Origin of the sequence: Streptomyces sp. NBC_01381 (assembly GCF_026340305.1) — a bacterium.
Classification (GTDB): Bacteria; Actinomycetota; Actinomycetes; order Streptomycetales; family Streptomycetaceae; genus Streptomyces.
The window spans coordinates 4,338,358-4,357,194 of the sequence record NZ_JAPEPI010000001.1 but is presented as its reverse complement, the minus strand read 5'-3'; the positions used below and the strand labels follow the sequence as shown (position 1 = coordinate 4,357,194).

Genomic DNA, 18,837 nt, shown 5'->3' with positions numbered 1-18,837 from the left:
GCTCAGCGGTCAGCTCAGCACGACGGGCCGCTCGGCCTGGGCGGTGGCCGCGCCGAGGATGCTGCCGAGCAGCCCCGGGAAGAGGGCGTCCAGGTCGTCGCGGCGCAGCTCGTTCAGCTTGGCCGTCCCGCGGTAGATCTGCTGGATCACGCCGCTCTCGCGGAGCACCCGGTAGTGATGCGTGCTCGTGGACTTCGTGACGGGCAGCTCGATCTGCGAACAGGAGAGCCCGGGGCCCGCGCCCGCACCGTCGCCGGCCAACTGCCGGACGATCAGCAGCCGGATGGGGTCCGACAGCGCGTGCAGCACGCCTTCGAGCCGGATCTCCGCCCGCTCGGGGTGAGCGAGCGGTCGACTGCTCGCTGCGTCGGTAGTCATGGCGGCTCCACTTCGTCCAGGCGTCCGTCTTCAACATCATCGACGCACTTCATTGTACGAGGGTCTTCGTAGTTTGACATCCACCGTACTACGAGGGTTATCGTACTAGCGGCATCCGAGACCGCCCGAGACATGGAGTCCGCCGTGAGCACACTGTTCGAGCCCTACACCCTGCGATCGCTGACCATTCCCAACCGCGTGTGGATGGCGCCGATGTGCCAGTACTCGGCAGAGGTGTTCGGGCCGAACGCCGGCGTCGCCAACGACTGGCACTTCGCCCACTACGCGGCGCGCGCCACGGGCGGCACCGGCCTCATCATCCTGGAGGCGTCCGCGGTCTCCCCCGAGGGCCGCATCTCCCCCGCCGACCTCGGCATCTGGAACGACACGCAGGTCACCGCGCTGCGCCGGATCACGGACTTCGTGAAGAGCCAGGGCAGCCGTGTCGGTATCCAGATCGCCCACGCAGGACGCAAGGCAAGCACCGACCGCCCCTGGAAGGGCGGCGCACCGATCGCCCCGGACGCGGAGGAGGGCTGGCAGCCGCTTGCCCCGAGCCCGCTGCCGTTCGACGAGCGCCACACGGTACCGACGGAGCTGACCACCAATCAGATCCAGGAGGTGGTGGACCAGTTCGCGGCAGCCGCCCAGCGCGCCCTGGACGCGGGCTTCGACGTCGTCGAAGTGCACGGCGCGCACGGCTACTTGATCGGCGAGTTCCTCTCCCCGCACAGCAATCAGCGCACCGACGAGTACGGCGGCTCCTTCGAGGGCCGTACCCGATTCGCCCTCGAAGTCGTCGACGCCGTACGCAAGGTGTGGCCCGAGGACAAGCCCCTCTTCTTCCGCATCTCGGCCACCGACTGGCTGGAGCAGAACGGCTGGACCCCGGACGACACCGTCCGCTTCGCCCGGCTCCTCAAGGACCACGGCGTCGACCTCCTGGACGTCTCCACCGGCGGCAACGCGACAGGCGTCCGCATGCCGATAGGCCCCGGCTACCAGGTCCCCTTCGCCGCCCGCGTCAAGGCCGAGACCGACCTCCCGGTCGCCGCCGTCGGCCTGATCACGGAACCGGCACAGGCCGAGAAGATCCTCGCGAACGGCGAGGCGGACGCGGTCCTCCTGGGCCGCGAACTCCTCCGTGATCCGTACTGGGCACGGCGCACGGCCCGGGAACTCGGCGGCACGGTACAGACGCCGGATCAGTACGGCCGCGCCTGATTCCGTCTCTCTTCGCCAATGAGCGGCCCGCCGCTTCCGGGATCCGGAGGAGGCGGACGGGCTCTCATTGTCGAAGCAGGCAGGGTCCGCAGGACGACGAGACCCCCTGGCCATTGACGATCTCCCCCTCCCCAGAGGGACCTTCCCGTTTACCCAACCGGCGTACGCTGGACGGGAGGTGATTCGATGTCGTCGCTGCGTGAGAACGTCCGGGATCTTCGCCGCCGCGCGGGTTGGAGCCAAGAGGAGCTAGCCAACGAGGCGAACCTCTCCGTGGGTACGATCCGCAAGATCGAGCAAGGCGGGGACGCCAGGGTCGAGACCCTCCACATGATCGCGCGGGCGCTCGGTACGACTACCTCCAGCCTCTTCGCGACGGAATCCCCCGACCCCGTGCACGCGAGCGCAGGGGACGGACCGAAGCTGACGGAACTCAGGCGGGCACTTATGCCGCCTATCGGGCTGGCTGAGGTGCTTACCGAGCCAGAACAGGCGGCTGGCCTTCCGTCGATTCAGCGCGACATCGACGATTCTCACAGCCTGTACCACGCCGACCGTTACGACTCAGTGGCCAAGAAGCTGCCCGGCATCCTGCGCGCTGCCGAGGCTGCCGTCATCCTCAGCGAGGAAGGCGAAGCGCACCAGCGAGCCATCATTACTCGGGCCAGCGCCTTCCTCCTCGCCGGGAAGTACCTGACTCAGGTCCGGCGCTATGACATGGCTTATCACGCACTCTCTCAGGGAATTCGGGACGCCCGCGAGACGGGTCAGGTCCAAATTGCCGCAACTGGCGTTGTAGGAATGGGCTGGCTGCTTCTGCGGCAGGATCGCTTCGACGAGGCTGAGCGCTTGGCCACCGTCACGGCCGCGGAGGTCGAACCGCGGATCTCCAGCGCCTCCCCCGGGGAATTGGCGGTATGGGGAGAACTCCTCCAGCGCGTCGCTTCAGCCGCCATGCGCAACAACCGCCCGGACGTGGCCAGGGAGGCTCGTCGAATGACGGCCACGGCCGCAAGCGCGTTGAACGAGGAGCACGTCAACTTCCACGAGCACTGGACCACCTTCGGGCCAGTGACGGCTGAGGCAAAGGCTATTGAGGATCTCGCCCTCATCGGGGATGCGCGCGGCGTGCTACGCAGGGCTGACGAAGGACCAGTTGGACGGAAGGCAGTCAAGAGGTTCGGCCGGCCAAGCGCGAACAACTGGGATAGGCATCGTCTGGACGTCGCCTACGCTCACGCGCGACTCGGGTCACATCAGGACTCAATGGAGGAGCTGAACACCATCCTCCGCACTTCCCCTGAGTGGCTTAAGCACCAGTCAATGGCTCGCTACGTCATGCTGGACATCCTCGCCCACCGCAAGCGGACACTGACTCAGGACATGCGCCGCATGGCTGCCCACCTGGGCGTGACGGGCTAAGTACCATCCTGCGTAGTAGTTCCTCGCGCTCTGTCAAGGAACTACAACGCTCCGTGTCTGGGGTCGCCCGACGGCTCCGAATAGCGTCGTCCGCATGGTGACGGCAGGGCGAAGACGAGCAGACGCAAACAGCGATGAGCCATACACGCCCAAGGTTGAAGAAACCGTCTTAGACGCCCACATGGACCGCGTGGGCGTCGTGATGGGCAACGAAGGCGGGCTCTATCAGCTACGTCCCCCGCAGGGCGGCCGCGAGTGGGATGTGAAGCCTAGGGACATCCGATACCTAGACCCACAGCGGTTGCTGAGCGCACAGGTGTCCGCTGCCAACGCCAGGAGCGCGAGGCGGTTGACGTGATCACCGCCAGGCATGTCGGGAAGACGGTCCAGGACCCATCGGGGCGCAAGGGCTCCCTTCAGTCGATAGAGGACTTCGTCGACCCCAAGCTTCCGTACGACGACCCTCGTCGCGTCCCCATTCGTCTTGCCTTCGTGCGCCCTGAAGGCGGAGGCATCGAGTGGACCGCCAAGCCGTCGGCCCTCCACGTCGCCCAGACCCCGCGGCGTGGAGCCGGCCGACGAGAAAACTCCGCCCCCTCTGTCCGCGGGTGAGACCCAGTCGGGGCGGATGATGACCCGCTCCGGTCGCCCTTCAGTGACGCGGGGACAACGGCCGGAGCGGGCCCCCTGGAACGTCCCCTTGTAGCTCAGTCAGGAAGAGCGCTGAATCCTGCGTGGTGTTTTTGCACCTTGTTCCACTACGCCCAGAGACCCCGGTTCGAGTCCGGGCAAGGGAACTGTCTCCCCCGGCTGTCGGCGGTCGGGGAGAGGCTCCACATCAAGGAGGAGTCGTGACAGCACCAGTAGTTGAGAAGTCGTCCTTACCCGCGCAGCGGAAAGGAGCGGGCTTCCTGTGGTTGGACTTGACCCGGAAGTGCCAGCTGAAGTGCCTTCACTGCCTCAATGGGTCAGGGCCCGACGGTCACCACGGGGAGATGGCCCGCGAGGACTGGATCAGGGTCATCGACGAGGGCGCCGCGAGTGGTGTTCGGGCGGTGCAACTGTTCGGTGGCGAGCCCCTTCTCCACCCCAACTCACTCGAACTCGCAGACCATGCCCTGAGCTGCGGACTCGCGGTTGAGGTGTACAGCAACCTCGTCCACGTCCCGGATACCTGGTGGGACGTCCTCCAACGCGAGGGCGCCTCTCTCGCCACGTCGTACTACTCGGACAACCCCGAGGAACACAACACGATCACGGGCCGGCAGAGCCACGCCCGGACACGAGCCAACATCAGCCAGGCCGTCACCCTCGGCATCCCGATCCGTGTCGGGATCATCGACTGTGGCGGAGGCCAGCGCGTCGAAGCAGCGCGCCGCGAACTGACCGCCATGGGAGTGGAGAGGATCAAGACGGACGCAGTTCGTCCCTTTGGGCGGGCAGCGTGCGGGCAGGAGCCGAGCACGTCCGGGCTGTGCGGTCGGTGCGGTGACGGTCGTGCGTCCATCGGCCCTGACGGCAAGGTGTCACCGTGCGTCTTCTCGACGTGGTTGAGTGTCGGCAACGTCCTCAACGGCTCGTTGGCAGACATCCTCAACGGCGACGACATGGCCGCAGCAGGAGTCCTCATCAGCTCGTCCGTCATCCGCATGGGCGGCAACGGCGGGGATGACGACGACGATGACGACAACGACGATGAGTGCTCGCCCGGATTCCCGGGAAGTGAGTGCACTCCCCGGAACTAGAAGGAAGCCGGAATGAGCCGTCGCCTCCCCAGTGCCGAGTTCTTGGATCTCATCCATCCCTACACGGGAGACGTCTCCGACGCGCAGCCCACGGCGCGGGGATTCAGCTCTGACGTCCTCACGTTGATCGATGGCGACCTAGGGCGCTTCTTCGTCAAGGGGATCAAGAACCGGGCTGGGGGGCGGCGGGACTCCATCGTCAGAGAGCGGCTGATCAACGAAGCCGTGCAGCCGCTCTCCCCCCGCCTCCTCTGGCACGCGGAGAATGATCCGTGGATCGCACTTGGCTTCGAGCTGGTGAACGGCCGACCGAGCAACTTCGCGCCAGGCTCCGCCGATCTTCCCGCCGTCGTTCAGCTCATGAACAAGATCGAGGAAGTCGCACTGCCGACCGTGGCCAGAGACTGGCCAGAGACCCGATGGGACCGCTTCGCGGCGGACCAAGATGACGCCGCACTGTTCAAGGGTGACAGCCTCGTCCACGGGGACATCAACCCGAGCAACCTTCTCGTCGGGGATGCCGGCTCATGGGTCGTCGACTGGGCATGGCCCACGAAGGGAAGCGCGTTGATCGACCCCGCGCTACTCGTCCTGCAGCTCATCGCGGCGGGCCACAGCCCGGAGGGTGCGGAATCGTGGGTGTCGCAATGCGCTGCGTGGTCGAAGTCCGATCCTGCGACGATCGATGCCTTCGCCGTGGCCAACGTGCGGATGTACCGCAAGAGGGCCAAGCGATTCCCTGACCAGACATGGCTTGGCGCCATGGAGACGACCGCTCAAGCGTGGGTCGACTACAGGCAGGGAGCGCCTCGTCGGTAGGGGCCGAGATGGGCGGCAGTGACGGTTCGAGTCCGCCCACTGTCGCATCTCAAGGATTCACCGAGAAACAAACCCCCATCATCGGGCTTCACTCGATCTTCAGCTCAGACTTCACAAGAGCTCGGAACCTGTCGGCGAGATCGTTCATCGTGGCTAGATCGCCGTCATCGGCAGCTTCTCGCCACTCATAGATGAACTCTCGCGCCTCGTCGCTACCAAACGTAAAGAGGCCAATCAGCGCATCGGCGCTCATCTCGATACGTCTTTCTGCGGTCCAGTACCGCTCCAACTCATGAAGCTTGGAAGTCTGAGACGAGCGCTTGTACTTCAAGCGTTGCAGCTCTAGATGGGCTGCTCGCATGACCACGAAGTAGGCATCTCGCCGTTCCTTGAGGAGGTGCGCACGCTGGTCTGCTTGCTGCGATAGCGCGACCATGCGCTCCGCGTGTGATCTACCTTGCGCACCAGCCAGCCACGTGAAGACCACCCCTGTGATTCCTGATACGCCACTTATGAGAGGTACTAACCATTCCCAACTCATACAGCCATGATGCCGCCGAGGACCATTCCAAGCCCCCTCATCCGATAGCCCCGCCTGGAAGCAATCCCCATGCCTCGTAAGCCCTGCCCTGCCCCCGGGCGTCCCAAGTGGGAGATGTTTTGAGCGGCTCAACGCGAGGTCAAACAGAAACGTAGTCCGCCTACTTAGCATGGACTACTCCCGCGACGGCACCCGCGCCGCGATCTCACTCGTGAGCCGGCCCCACGTCCTCCGCCTCCTCGTCGTCGCCAGAGCCGAAGTGCGCGAGGACGTCCAGGAGGTCGTGCGCCTCGTGAAGGGTCAGGATCGGTAGGCGGTCTTCGGTGCGCATTGCTGCTCCTCCATGGTCGACGGAGCAGGACCGTACGGTGGAAGAGCGGGGAACGAATGCGCCTGTGGATAACCCCAGCAGCTACACCCTCTCCAAACGCGCCGTCGACCACGCATGGAAGCTATCTCGACCAAGTTCAAGACGTTCGAGGCTTCGCTTCAAGGCGTCCCGCTCAGCCTCAAACTCAGAGGTGCTACAGCAGTTGCGCCACGCTCCGAGGAACTTGTACGCCGCGCTATAGACGACGTCAGCAAGTCGGCACACGCTCCGGCCTTCCTCGAAAGGATGGTCAAAGTACCCGGCGCGGTCAGCGATCTCTGCGAGCTTTTCCGTCAGGCTCAAGATCTCCTCTGATCGGTCAATGTAGCTCGGTGTGACCAGCGCAAGGTGCCCCTGCATCAACACCCCTCTACATGTTGAGGAAAGCTCTTGGTAGGTCGTCCGCCTCTGCTCCCACAACCGGTCGCGTGCGCTGCCTCCGACGCCAACGTGCACGCTGCCGACCTGCCCAGCCTGGACCACGCTCTCAGCGGACCCACCCGCCACGGAGTTAGACGTCTCTACCACGTAGCAAGTCTAGGACAGCGGAGTGAAGTTGACGTTTGAGAGAACCGTCACCCCGCCTCGTAGTGGTGCGCGCGCCCACCCCGCCACTTCACCCAAGCCGGATCATCGAGCAGCTCCTCCGCGTCCGGCAGCCCGGCCCGACGCAGGCCGGGGACCGTCTCCTCAGCCACGCCTAGAGCTTCAGCAGCCTCTCGGTGTGAGACGAGGATCGGCATCTCCACGGGCTCCGTGCAGGGCTCGCCAGCGGGCATCTTCGGCTCCTCATCGACGGCCTGGACGTCACCCGCGCCCGCCGGAGCCATCCGCGTGTGGACGAGGAGCGAGCCCCCAAGGAACGCCACCGCCGGCCAGCCAGCGACGAGGACGCGGAGCTCCACGGGCAGGTTCTCTATGTCCAGGACTCCGGCCGTCGCGATGTTGGCGCCGAGCGAGGCAGCGAGGAACGTCAGGAGCCAGAACCACGCCGCGCGCTTCGGAACGTCGGGGGTCCGGATCCGCTTCCACGCCATCACCATCACCATCAGGAAGTCGACGGATACCGGGTATGCCCACGCCTTCCATCCCGTCTGCCCTGCAGCCTCCGCGATGTCGTGGATATGAGCGAAGGAGAGGGCGGCAGCAATGACGGCCTGAATCAGGATCGGGTCGACGCGGCGCAGTCGGGCTTTCATGGCTCCTCACCACAACTGCGTCATGGGGTGCCACTCGACGACCATGCCGTCTTCCTCGCCCAGTACGCCGGCGGGAAGTTCGGGGCCGCGGAGTTCCTCGTCAGGGGTGATCACGGTCTCAGGCTCACCTACGTTGCGCCGGCGGCGCTTGGATGGGTCCTTCGGGGCGGGACCTCGTCCGGCCATCGGCGCTCCTCCTGTTGAGTCAAGTGCTCCCCGACGAGCGCAAGCGTCACGAGATCTCGTGGACATAGTCAGTTCGGGCTATATTATGCTAGTCACAACTACCCATAGAATATGGGTAGTTGGGGTCATGGTGGAGAGATGCTCCTCCCCGCCACTGACAGAGAGGAGCATCGCGAACGCCGACCGCCCCCGCAGGGGATAGTGCGATGTCAGGCGTCAGGTTCCGTTGAAATAGCGGCCATCCCTCGCGAGCTTGCACCCCTGCCGTGGGGACATTAAGGCCTGCGTAAGCCCTCTGGGATGACAGATGGAAACGGTTGGATGGGTCGCCATGGCCCTAGGCGGAATCTCTGGCGTCGTCGCGATCGCGGCATACACCCTGGATCAAGTACCCGCCCTAAGTCGCAGGCTGGTGAGCGCAATCAGGTCCGTACGTGAGGTACGCGACGAGGTCCGGTCAGGGCGGAAATGACGCGCGCTAAATCTGCCAGGACGGACGGGGCGTTGCCATGTCGGCGCCCCGTCATTGCGATGTGGCGACCGGTGCCGTAGATCTCCACGGCCGTGCCGTCGGGGCGTCGGATGCGGCGCCCGTGACGGACGTTCGCGCGACCCCAGATGTGCAGCCCGTCGCCGGACGGAGACACCTCGCTCCGCGGCCCTCGTCGCCGACGGGCTGCACGCGCGTACCGACGGATTCACCTCGCTCGCCGTCCTGCTCGGCGCGGGCGGCGCCGCCATCGGGTGGCAACTGGCCGACCCCATCGTGGGGTTGGCCATCACCGCCGCGATCCTGCTCGTCCTGCGCGACGCCTGCCGCGAGGTGTTCCGGCGCATCATGGACGCCGTCGACCTGGCCGTGGTCGACACCGCGCAGCACGCCCTGGAGCATGTGCCCGGCGTCCGCGCGGTCGGGGAGCTGCGGATGCGCTGGATCGGCCACCGGCTGCGCGCCGAGGTCGCCATCGTCGTCGACGGTGACCTCAGCGTGCGCTACGCCCACGAGGTGGCGGTCGCCGCCGAGCACGCCCCGCTGCAAGCCGTACCGAAGCTGACGGCCGCGCTGGTGCACGCGGACCCGGCGCCGGTTCCGGGCGCGCCCGACCCGCATGCGACGCTGGCGCATCATGTTCTGTGACAGCTGAGGGGGGGCGAGTGGACGTCTTCTGGGACGCGCCGCGGAGCCGGGCTGTGTGGGACGAGCTGCCGGGCATCGTCCTTGCCGCCTTCGCGCGGTGCGACGCCCGGCGCCTGGAGCTTGAGCGGTCGCGGCTCGCGCCCCGGCTGCGGGGCGCGGTCACGACGCCGGTGTACTCGGTGGCGTACCGGTTCGCGTCCTGGGAGCGGCTTGTGGGGCTCCTCGAGGCGGGCGGGCGGCCGTACTTCATCGTCGAGTACGGGAATGATCTCGAATCCCGGGATGTCCTGGATGAGGTCATGGCCGCGCTGCCCGATGCGGCGCGCGGCGGTCCGCCGGGGCGGCTGCTCGCGGAGCTCGACGCCCGCTTCGTCGCCGCGACCGCCCCGGACCCGCGGGGAGCACTGCGCCCCTGGGTCCCGCTGCCGCACGGACGTCCCGCGTCCGGCCTCGGGGTGTGGTGGAGGCGCAGGCCGCTGCGCGAGCCCTGGGACTGACGGGGCACGCGGGGCGGTTGGGCACACCCCCTGGTCCTAGGACTGGGGTCATCCCCAGGTGACTCCCCGAAGCGCCGGGCGAAACGGGGTTCCTAGGCTCGCACTGTCGCGATGTGTCACGTTCGGGGCTGTGCCGGCCCCCCAGGAGGGCGTTGTGCGCTACGTCATCGAGGTGTTCCGCTCCCACGGGGGCGTGCACGGGAACGTCGTGGACGAAGAAGACGGCGAGGAGGACACGGGGAGGGGCACGCCGTTTCACGGCTGGCTCGAGCTCCTGTCGCTCCTCGAACCTCCGCCCGAATCGGCGCCCTCGTCCGCGACGGGTGACGACTCCTGTGACATCTGATCCCGCCCGGCGGGAAACCGCTGTTCGGGAGTGGGGAATCAGCTTGTACCGAGAGCGGTTTCGGCATCATCGTGGACGTTCAGGGTCATACGCCCGGCACGACTCGCCGTCACGGTCCGGGCGGCCTTACCGGGTGTCGACAGGTGGGGGCGGTGATGACGTCCGGGAACACGCTGAACGGCCATGTCCACAATCCGGCGTTCGCCGGTCGCACACACGAACTCGCCGTGCTCCAGGAGGAGTTCCGGCAGGCGTGCGACGGTGTGCCGCGCCTCGTGCTGATCGACGGGCCCGGCGGGATCGGCAAGACCGCGCTGATCCGCAGGTTCCTGGACACGGCGGGCGACGCCTGTGTGCTGCAGGCCAGCGGTGAGGAGAACGAGAGCGGGCTGCCGTGCGGGGTGCTCGCCCAGTTCGTCGGGCAGAGCCCCATCCCGCTGCCGGACTGCCTCGGATCGCTGGTCCGCGTGCCCCGCTCGGCCCCCGGCACGCTGCCGCCGCTCGCGGCCGGCTTCGGGCTGCTCGACCTGCTGAGCGAGCTCCAGGACAAGGGGCCGGTCATCCTCGTCCTCGACGACGCGCACTGGGCGGACTCCGCGTCCCTGAACGCGCTGACGTTCGCACTGCGGCGGCTCCGCGTCGACAAGGTCCTTGCCATCGTGACGGCACGGGACCCGGCCGCGCCCCAACTGCCGGACGGCATCCGCCGTCTGCTCGGTGACGTGCGCACCCGCCGGATCCCTCTCGAAGGGCTCAGCCCCGACGAACTCGGCTCGCTCAGTGTCCAGTTGGGCACCGACCGGCTCCCGCACTCCGCCTCCGTACGGCTCCACGACCACACGCACGGCAACCCGCTGCACGCCCGCGCCCTGCTCGACCAGGTGCCGGACCGTGTCCTGCGGGACGTGGCGACGCCGCTGCCCGCCCCACGTTCGTACGCCATGCTGGTGCTCGCCAATCTCGCGGAGTGCGGACCCCAGGCGCTGCGGCTCGTGCAGGCGGTCAGCATTCTCGGGCTCTCCAGCCCGCTGGTCGTGGCCGCATCGCTCGCGCGGGTGCCCGCTCCGCTGCCCGCGCTCGAACGGGCCGTCAAGGCAGGGCTGTTGCGGGAACTGCCCGCCGGGACCGCCCCCGAGATCGCCTTCCCGCACCCCCTGGTGCACGCCGCCGTCTACCAGGACATCGGCCCCGCCCACCGGGCCGCCCTGCACACCCGTGCCGCGGCGCTGGTCGGCGACGAGTACTCGAGCCTGCGCCACCGGGTGCTCGCCGCCACGGGCCCCGACGAACACCTCGCCGCCGCGCTCGCCGCATGCGCGAGGCGGGAGGCCGCCACCGGGCAGTGGGCGGTCGCGGGAACGCATCTGCGGCACGCGTCGCGCGTCGCGACGACCGACCAGGAGCGCGACCGGCTCGCCGTCGAAGCCGTCGAGGCGCTGCTGCTCGACGGCAGGGTGCACGAGTCGGCCGAACTCGCCGCGGGACTGCCGGAGACCGCGGATCCCGCGCTGCGGGGCTATGTCCGCGGCTATGTGGCGCGCGTCCAGGGACGTATGGAGCAGGCGCAGACGCTGCTGGTCGACGCCTGGGACCAGTGCGACCGCGAGAACGACCCCTCGCTGGCCGCGCGGGCCGCCGAGCAGTTGAGCTACGCCGCCGTGATGCGGGGGCGGGCCGCCGACGCCGCCCGGTGGGCGGAACGCGCGCAGCGCCTGTCCACCCTGCAGGGGCCGAGCCGGATGCTGCGCTTCAACCACCTGCTCGCCCTTGGCCTGAGCGGATTCGCCCAGAAGGGCATCGAGCTCGCAGGCGAGCTGCCCGATCCGCTGCTCGTGCCCCCGTCGAGCATCGATCTCCTGTTGGCACGGGGGCAGTTGAGGCTGTGGTCGGACGATCTGCAGGGTGCCCGCTGCGACCTGCTCGGGGCGGTGGCGAGCTGCCGCAGGGGGACCGTGCCGCTGCGGCTGCTCTCGGCGTCGGCGCTCGCCCACACCCTGCATCGGCTCGGCGACTGGGACGAGGCACTGATCCACGCGGAGGCGTCCGCGTCGATCGCCGACGACACCGAGCAGTCGTGGCTCAAGCCCGTCACGCACGCCATCGCCTGCTGGATCCTGTCGGCGCGCGGCGAGTGGGAGCGGGCTTCGGTGCATCTGCGGCTCGCCCTTGACGCGCCCGGCTGCGACGAGAGCGCGCTGGCGTTCGCGTACGCGGCGTCGGCGCACGGCCTCTTCGCCGAGGCACGCGCGGAACCGGAGCGGGTCGTCGAGGCGCTGCGGCCGCTCCTCGGGTTCGCCTCGCACGACGGGGTGAACGAGCCGGGCGTGGTGGCCTGGCGTGAGCTGATCGTCGACGCGCTGATCCACCTGGGCGAGTTCGACGAGGCCGAGGCCGTGCTCCTGCCGTACGAGGAGCGGGCGGCGGCCCGGGGGCGGCACTCGGCGCTCGCCGCGGCGGCGCGGGTGCGCGGAAACCTGCACGCGGCGCGCCGCGAGACCGACCGCGCCCAGGCGTCCTTCCTGCGCGCCCACGACCAGGCCGCGCAAGTGCCATCGCCCTTCGGCCGGGCCCGCGTTGAACTCGACCACGGGGCGTTCCTGCGCCGGATCGGCCGCCGCTCGGTCGCCGTGGAGCAGCTGCACGCCGCGTACACCACGATGCGCGCCCTGGGTGCCGCCCCCTACTTGGCGCGCTGCGAACGGGAGTTGGACGCCTGCGGCCGGGCCGCACCGCCGCGGCCCGCCCAGGAGCCGGCGGATGCCGGACCCGCCGCCGACGGACTCACCCCGCAGGAGCTCGCCGTCGCGCGCCTGGCGTCGCAGGGCCTGACCAACCGGCAGATCGCCACCGCGCTCGCGCTGAGCGTCAAGACCATCGAGTACCACCTGGGCCACACGTACACGAAGCTCGGCATCACCTCCCGTATCGGGCTCGTGAGCCACTTCTCGCCGCAGGAACACCGCGCGTCGTCGTAGCCGTCGCGGCCTCGGGCCCGGCAGACCGGGGATATCCCTGGGCGGTTCCCTGAGGCACCCCAGGTGACCCCCGGCGTAGGTTCGTGCCAGGTCAGGGGCGGGTTGCTCAACTGGGGGTACAGATGACCGTCACGGAATGTCCGGCGGTGTGCGACGACGCACCACCCGCTCTGCGGCTGCGGCTGCTCGGGGGATTCCAGCTCAGCCGCGACGAGGGCGGGGGCGCCGTGCCGGTCGGCGTCCCCGCCAGCGGGCAGCAGCTGATCGCCCTGCTCGCGCTGCGCGGCTCGGCGACGCGGTCGGCCCTCGCGGGGACGCTGTGGCCCGATGTCACCGAGGAACGCGCGCGGGCCTGTCTGCGGACCGCCATCTGGCGCCTCAACGGCGCGAGTTCGGTGGTCGCGGACGCAGGGTCCGGGGTGCTCTCGCTGGACCGGCGCGTCCGGATGGACATCCAGGACTTCACCACCACGGCACACCACATTCTCGCGGCCCCGGCGGAGGGAACCGGGGCCGCGTGCGCCTCGCTGCTCGGCATGGGCGAGCTGCTGCCCGGCTGGTACCAGGAGTGGGTGGTGTTCGAGCGGGAGCGGCTGCACCAGCTGCGGCTGCACGCCCTGGAGGCGCTGTCGGCGCGGCTCGTCGCCCAGGAGCAGTACGCGCCCGCCCTGGAGGCCGCTCTGGAGAGCACCCGGATCGACCCGCTGCGCGAGAGCGCGCACCGCGCGGTCGTCTCGGTGCACCTCGCCGAGAACAACCTCGCGGAGGCGGTACGGCACTTCAAGGCCTTCCGCGGGCTGCTCCGTACGGAACTCGGCATCGAGCCGTCGGCGCAGTTCTTCACGATGGTGCGCCATGTGCTGATGTGACGGGCGCCCGCGCCCGGCCTCGGCCGGCCCGCCCGTGTGCGCTCGGGGGTACACGGGCGGGCCGGCCGTGACACCGCGGTGACGGCGGCGTGATGGGCGCTCCCGGACCCTGGAACCACCCGGCCACGCACGGACACGGGGGTGCCGTGCGCGGTGACGGGGACCGGGGAACGGCGACGGCCGGGACGCGAATGTCCCGGCCGTCGCCGTTCTCCCGCCTCAAGCGCCTCACTCCCCCTCCGGGTGCCTGAGTTGCTCGATCGCCTTGTCGACCGCCTTGTGGGGCAGCCCGGTCCGGCGGCAGAGGTCCTTCGGCTCCAGGCTGCTCAGCACGTCGTCGACGGTCTTGTCCTCCACGCTCGCGATGTCCATGACGTAGCGCTGGACCCGGTCGACCGGATCGGTCTCCCTGGACCGCTGCGCGGGGATGTGGAAGGCATCCCGAGCCCCCGCGCCGATCGGCACCCGCTCCTGCTCCACCCAGGTCGTCCACACGCCGCGCCCGACGAGGTGTTCCGCCACGTTCTCCGCCACCGAACCGTCCTGGAGGACCCCCGGGTCGACCGAGTCCGCCTTGACCAGGAGGCGGCAGGACGCGGCGAGCATGGGCGGCGACACGACGGGCGCCACCGGTTCGCCGATCCTCGTGGAGAGCGCGGCGATGTCCGGATGGTGCGGGGCCTCGTGCACGAGATTGCCCACCAGGGTGCCGATCCGCTCCAGATCGGGCACCGGGTGCAGCAGCAGGGCGTGCGCGCCGATGATCCCCATGAACGGGTTGAGGGTCTTGGCGTCGAGCAGCTCGACGAGCTGCCGGGTCGACACCAGGTCGATGCCCTGCCGCAGTCCGGAGAGCGCGGCTTCCAGGGCGAGGCCGAGCGTGCGGTCCTTGGACTCCCATCCCGCGCCCTGGCGCACCATCTGGATCGAGGCGAACTGCGGCTGCGGGCCCTGCGGCCCGTTGCTCACGAACACCAGGGTGGTCCACCCTTCGAGCACGTGCAGCGCCTGGGCGAGCGGCAGCCCGTCGGCGGGTTCCCTGCGCAGCCGCAACCGGTAGCCGCCCGGCGGCAGTTCACCGCTCCAGGCCGACCATTCCTCGCCTCCTGACGGCTCCCAGCCGCCGGCTCCGCCGTCCACGGGTGTGCCGTCCTCGCCGGCCACCTCCAGGGCGTACGGGTCGAGCTGCCAGCCCCGGCGCAGATTGCGGATCAGCACCATGAGGGTGGGCGTGCCCGCGCCGTGGGTCACGTGCGTGCTCCAGCGCTGCGCCGCCGCGCGATGGTCCTCGCGGGTCGTCGGGGTGCCCTCGACCGGAGTGGGCGTGGGCATGCGGGGCAGCGCGAGGCGTTCGGTGAACGGCTCGGTGCCGACCTCGACGAACCGGCTGTCCACCTCCCCGCCGAACCGCTGCTCGATGCGGTAGATGCCGGGCGGAAGGGTGGTGTCGATGGTGCCCATCGCGTGGGCCACCTCCCGGAACGCCGAGTCCGTGACGGTCACAAGGACCGACGGGGTGTCCGGGATGACGACGAACGGCACCCCGGCCGCGGCCTCTTCTCGTGCGTGCCGCCGGTCCTCAGAGCTGGACACCATTGCCACCGCCTGTCATTACCTCGAAGAATCCGCCGTCCCGGAAGTCCACCGCGTTCACGCTCTCCGGCATGGCGCGGTACATCCCGGGCTTGAGCTTCTCGACGCTTTCCGCCGCGTCGACGTGCAGCCTGATCGGTGGTTCGCCGGGGGCGCCGCCCCGCAGCTGCACCCAGCCGCGGAAGCCTTCGGGGAAGCGCAGCGTCACCGGGGCCGACGGATCCTCCACACCCCGCGTGAAGACCATCGGGGCGCTTGCGCCCGTGATGAACCTGGCCTGCTGCGGCACCAGCGCGCCCCCGGTCCTGGCCCGCACCGATGTCGTGACGTAGTTGGCGAGGCCGTCGGAGGTGACCGTGCCCGCCGGGGTGGCGCTCGCGCCGCGCAGCCCTTCCAGGACCGCGGTCGTGAAGTGCCCCCTTGCCCCGTCGCGGTCGGCGATCTGCTCCTCGTAGGCGGGGTCGCCGAGCGATGTCGCGAAGCCGACGAAGTAGTCGACGTCCTCGGGTGCCTCGGTGCTTCCGGTGAAGGGCGGGGCGAAGGCTTCCACGCCGCCGAAGCGGGTGCGGCAGCAGTCGGCGAGGAAGACCACCTCGTGGAACGGCGACGCCGACTCGTACCAGTTCAGATACTGGCGTACGGCGATGTGGCTGCCCATGTAGTCCCGCGCGGCGTTGGCCATGAGCAGCGCCGCGTCGCTGTTGTTGGACGGTGAGAACCCGTGCCCCGCCAGGAAGACGTAGAGCCTGGTCGCCCGCCATGCGTCGGACTGCTCCTCCTCAGGCCTGGCCCTGACGGCCTTCCCCACGGCCGTGTGCGAACGGTAGAGCGCCCGGTCGACGTAGTCCCGGGTCGGCACGGCGCTCAGGAAGTCGTCGGTGCGCTCGTCCTCCTCGCTCGCGGTGACCAGATGGACATTGGCCGCGGGCACGGCGCCTCCCCCGGGGTCGACGAGCCAGTCGTGGAACCGGCAGGCGTCGCCCCGTGCCCCCTGTAGGTCGCCGATGGCCGGGTATCGGTTGATGCCGACGACCACTGCGTAGTGCAGGTCGTTCATTCGTTATCTCCCCCGTCGGTGGCGTCAGTCGGCGAGCATGTCGGCCATGCTCGCGAGCACGTCTGGGTCGTCGTCGAACGCGATGTGGCTGATGGCGCCCGACCGCCGTCCGCGGCCGCCGTCGCCCGGTGACCACACGGTCCGCGCGGGGTTGGCGCTCAGGAAGCCGCGCAGGTCGGCCGAGTCGCGGTCCACGGCCGCCGCGTCGAGGTACCAGTGCTGCATGCCGGCGACCGGAACGACGGCGGACTTCTTGTCCTGCCCGCGTTCCAGGACGCCGGAGATGAAGTAGAGCAGCGACCTCGGGTACAGGAACGGCACCAGGTGGTCGGCCCGCTCCGCCGGGTCGTTCATGGTGAACATCCGGAACCGGTCGAAGAGTTCGGCCTGGCGGCGTACGACGGGTGCGAGCTGCGACACCGTGCAGGCGGGCGCGAGGAGCACCACGTCGCGGAAGCGGAAGTCGGGCGGCATGGGGTCGTCGGCCGCGGCGCGCCTGCGGGCGATGTCGTCGAGGAGGTTGCCGATGAACACGGCGCCCGCGCTGTGGCCGACGACGGTCACCTGGGGCCGGGTGCCGGTGGCGAGCAGTTCGGCGAACCGGTCGAGGAAGTACCGTCCGGCACGGGCCTCGTCACTGGCGGCGAAGGTGTCGGCGGTCTGCCGCTTCATCGCGTCCCAGATCGCCGCGCCCACGCCGGCCAGGTAGAACTCGCGGAGGATCTCCTCGACGACCGTCGGGTAGAGCCCGTGGTCGGTGCGCCGCCGGAACCGCCCGACGACGGCGGCCACCACGCGCACGGTCTTGCGGACCAGCAACGCCGTGCTGACCAGGGCGCGTTCCCCCGTCCCCGCCCGGTCCACGAGTTCGGCGACGATGTCCGGGGACATCAGTGTGGCCGCCGCGGCACGCCCCCCGATGGCGTCTCGCGCCGCGGCGGCCTGCTCTGCGGGCGCCGGTGCGACCGAGTTGACGATCTCCCGGGTGCGCTCGGCGAGTTCGGCGTCCGTCGAGAGCTCGGCGGCCAGCTGCCGCTGTTCCTCGTCGGTCAGTTCCGGTACGTCGGCCGGTGCGGTCAGCCGTGCGTACGGCTCCAGCCCGGCCCGCACCTGGGCGAGTTCCGCCGCGACGGCCCTCGGGGTAGGGGTGGCCACCACCCCGAGGGCCCGCTGTCCCGGCTCCTGGAAGACGATGCCTGTCGCGTACCGCGTGACCCTGTTGAGCAGCGTACGGAAGACGCTCTCGTTCAGGATCTGCGGCAGGTTGCCCCGCAGCGTCTCCAGGAGCCCGCTGCTCCACACGAAGAAGACGGGGTCGGCCCCGGCCGCTTCGTAGACGGGCGCCAGGCGTTCGGCGGTCGCGAACCCCAGCGTGTCGTCGATGAGCCCGCCGTGGAAGTGCAGCACGACCCGCGGCCGGTCCTTGAGCCCGGCCACGAGCTCGTCGATGTCGGCGGTGGTGGTCGAGGCGAGCCGGCCGCTCTGCCTGCTGTGGATGCACCGTTCACGGGAGGAAGACATGCCAAGGACGTTAGGACCGCGGCACACCCCCTGGCCTCGGGGACCGTCCCAGGGATACCCCCTGGGGGCCGGGCGCCAGGGGGTGCCGTCAAACAGGCCCTAGGGGCCCTCAGGCGCCGCCCATCCACTCGGCTTCGTACGCCGCGTATGTCCCGTCGTGCGTCGCGAGGTGGGTGAACTGGTCGACGTACTCCTTGAATTCCTCGTCACCGCGCGGCAGTGCGTATGCCTTCTCGGAGAAGGTGAAGGGCTTGTCGGGGTGGAGCGAGCAGAGCTCGGGGTGGATCTTGGACTGGTAGCGGGTCTCGCTCGCGTCCGTCATCATCACGTCCGCGCGGCCCTCGATGATCTCCTGGAAGATCGTGGTGTTCTCCGGGTGCAGCTTGATGGTGGCCTGCTTGATGTTGGCGCGCGCGAACTGCTCGTTCGTGCCACCGGGGTTGACGATCACGGTGGTGCCGGGCCTGTCGATGTCCTTCAGGGTGCCGTCGCCGAACTTGTCCTTGTCCGCGCAGCGGATGATCGGCGTCTTGCCGTCCTCGCGGGTCGGTTCGCTGAAGTAGACCTGGCGGGCGCGCGGCAGGGTGATGGAGACTCCGCCGACGGCGATGTCGCAGCGGCCCGCCGCGACGTCCTTGGTGAGGTTCGCCCACGTCGTGGCCACGTATGAGGGCTTGGCGTCGAGGCTCTTGGCGAGGTCCTCGGCCATCTTGATGTCCACTCCGCTGTACGTTCCGTCGGCGGGGTCGAGGTGGGTGAACGGGCGGTAGTCGCCCGTCGTGCACACCTTCAGGACGCCCGCCTTCGGGATGGAGTCCAGGAGGCTGCCGTGGTGGCGGTCCTTGCCGCGGCCTGCGTCGGGCGACGCGGGCGCGGCAGCCGTCACGGCGAGCAGACAGACCAGGGCGGACAGGGTGGCGGCACGCTTCACGGGGGCTCCTCCGGACGGGTTCGCGG

The 18,837-nt window shown here is 69.2% G+C and carries 16 protein-coding genes, 1 tRNA gene and 1 pseudogene; 10 read left to right on the top strand and 8 right to left on the bottom strand.

All coding sequences use genetic code 11. From position 1 onward, the window contains the following. Positions 1 to 9 precede the first annotated feature (9 nt). Positions 10 to 378, bottom strand: coding sequence for a helix-turn-helix transcriptional regulator (locus OG453_RS20295; protein WP_266869375.1), 369 nt, complete (start codon positions 376 to 378; stop codon positions 10 to 12). Between the two features lie 144 nt (positions 379 to 522). On the opposite strand from OG453_RS20295, the gene OG453_RS20290 reads away from it, so the two are divergent. The 5 genes from OG453_RS20290 (at position 523) to OG453_RS20270 (ending at position 5,588) form a co-directional block, all read left to right on the top strand. Further along, complete coding sequence (locus OG453_RS20290; RefSeq protein WP_266869373.1) at positions 523 to 1,602, top strand: NADH:flavin oxidoreductase/NADH oxidase; 1,080 nt, start codon at positions 523 to 525, stop codon at positions 1,600 to 1,602. Positions 1,603 to 1,788: 186 nt separating this feature from the next. Then, a complete protein-coding gene (locus OG453_RS20285) occupies positions 1,789 to 3,024 on the top strand; it encodes a helix-turn-helix domain-containing protein (RefSeq protein WP_266869372.1) in 1,236 nt (411 codons plus the stop codon). A 696-nt stretch (positions 3,025 to 3,720) separates the two neighbouring features. Further along, positions 3,721 to 3,821 (top strand) — tRNA-OTHER (locus OG453_RS20280). A 54-nt stretch (positions 3,822 to 3,875) separates the two neighbouring features. Beyond that, on the top strand, positions 3,876 to 4,769 hold the full coding sequence (locus OG453_RS20275; RefSeq protein ID WP_266869371.1) for a radical SAM protein: 894 nt from the start codon (positions 3,876 to 3,878) through the stop codon (positions 4,767 to 4,769). A 12-nt stretch (positions 4,770 to 4,781) separates the two neighbouring features. Beyond that, positions 4,782 to 5,588 carry a phosphotransferase gene (locus OG453_RS20270; RefSeq protein ID WP_266869370.1) on the top strand — a complete coding sequence of 269 codons (807 nt, stop codon included), beginning with the start codon at positions 4,782 to 4,784 and terminating at the stop codon, positions 5,586 to 5,588. An 88-nt stretch (positions 5,589 to 5,676) separates the two neighbouring features. Here the strand turns inward: OG453_RS20270 and OG453_RS20265 are convergent, their stop codons facing one another. From OG453_RS20265 to OG453_RS20255, 3 genes are all read right to left on the bottom strand, one after another. Continuing rightward, on the bottom strand, positions 5,677 to 6,075 hold the full coding sequence (locus OG453_RS20265; RefSeq protein WP_266869369.1) for a hypothetical protein: 399 nt from the start codon (positions 6,073 to 6,075) through the stop codon (positions 5,677 to 5,679). 259 nt (positions 6,076 to 6,334) lie between these two features. Then, positions 6,335 to 6,460, bottom strand: a complete 126-nt coding sequence (locus OG453_RS20260) for a hypothetical protein (RefSeq protein WP_266869368.1) — start codon at positions 6,458 to 6,460, stop codon at positions 6,335 to 6,337. A gap of 614 nt (positions 6,461 to 7,074) precedes the next feature. Next, the gene (locus OG453_RS20255) at positions 7,075 to 7,698 is read right to left on the bottom strand and encodes a DUF2637 domain-containing protein (RefSeq protein WP_266869367.1); all 624 of its coding nucleotides are present in this window, start codon (positions 7,696 to 7,698) and stop codon (positions 7,075 to 7,077) included. A gap of 838 nt (positions 7,699 to 8,536) precedes the next feature. Here OG453_RS20255 and OG453_RS20250 point away from each other — a divergent pair. The 5 genes and pseudogenes from OG453_RS20250 to OG453_RS20230 all read left to right on the top strand — a co-directional run. Further along, positions 8,537 to 9,022, top strand: a pseudogene (locus OG453_RS20250) (cation diffusion facilitator family transporter); the annotation flags it as partial. 17 nt (positions 9,023 to 9,039) lie between these two features. Beyond that, on the top strand, positions 9,040 to 9,519 hold the full coding sequence (locus OG453_RS20245) for a hypothetical protein (RefSeq protein WP_266869366.1): 480 nt from the start codon (positions 9,040 to 9,042) through the stop codon (positions 9,517 to 9,519). Positions 9,520 to 9,649: 130 nt separating this feature from the next. Next, positions 9,650 to 9,865, top strand: coding sequence for a hypothetical protein (locus OG453_RS20240; RefSeq protein WP_266869364.1), 216 nt, complete (start codon positions 9,650 to 9,652; stop codon positions 9,863 to 9,865). 155 nt (positions 9,866 to 10,020) lie between these two features. After that, a complete protein-coding gene (locus OG453_RS20235) occupies positions 10,021 to 12,840 on the top strand; it encodes an AAA family ATPase (protein ID WP_266869363.1) in 2,820 nt (939 codons plus the stop codon). A 122-nt stretch (positions 12,841 to 12,962) separates the two neighbouring features. Further along, positions 12,963 to 13,709: a BTAD domain-containing putative transcriptional regulator gene (locus OG453_RS20230; RefSeq protein WP_266869362.1), complete on the top strand. Its 747-nt coding sequence runs from the start codon at positions 12,963 to 12,965 to the stop codon at positions 13,707 to 13,709. A 228-nt stretch (positions 13,710 to 13,937) separates the two neighbouring features. Here OG453_RS20230 and OG453_RS20225 read toward each other — a convergent pair whose 3' ends face one another. From OG453_RS20225 to OG453_RS20210, 4 genes are all read right to left on the bottom strand, one after another. Further along, positions 13,938 to 15,305, bottom strand: coding sequence for a hypothetical protein (locus OG453_RS20225; RefSeq protein ID WP_266869361.1), 1,368 nt, complete (start codon positions 15,303 to 15,305; stop codon positions 13,938 to 13,940). Continuing rightward, positions 15,289 to 16,359 carry a caspase family protein gene (locus tag OG453_RS20220; RefSeq protein WP_266869360.1) on the bottom strand — a complete coding sequence of 357 codons (1,071 nt, stop codon included), beginning with the start codon at positions 16,357 to 16,359 and terminating at the stop codon, positions 15,289 to 15,291. Before OG453_RS20220 ends, OG453_RS20225 begins: the two co-directional genes overlap by 17 nt. 24 nt (positions 16,360 to 16,383) lie before the next feature. Continuing rightward, entirely contained in the window at positions 16,384 to 17,880 is a 1,497-nt protein-coding gene (locus tag OG453_RS20215; RefSeq protein ID WP_266869359.1) for a hypothetical protein, read from the bottom strand. A 109-nt stretch (positions 17,881 to 17,989) separates the two neighbouring features. Beyond that, positions 17,990 to 18,811 (bottom strand): transporter substrate-binding domain-containing protein, encoded by an 822-nt coding sequence (locus OG453_RS20210; RefSeq protein ID WP_266869357.1) that lies wholly within the window; start codon positions 18,809 to 18,811, stop codon positions 17,990 to 17,992. Positions 18,812 to 18,837 lie beyond the last annotated feature (26 nt).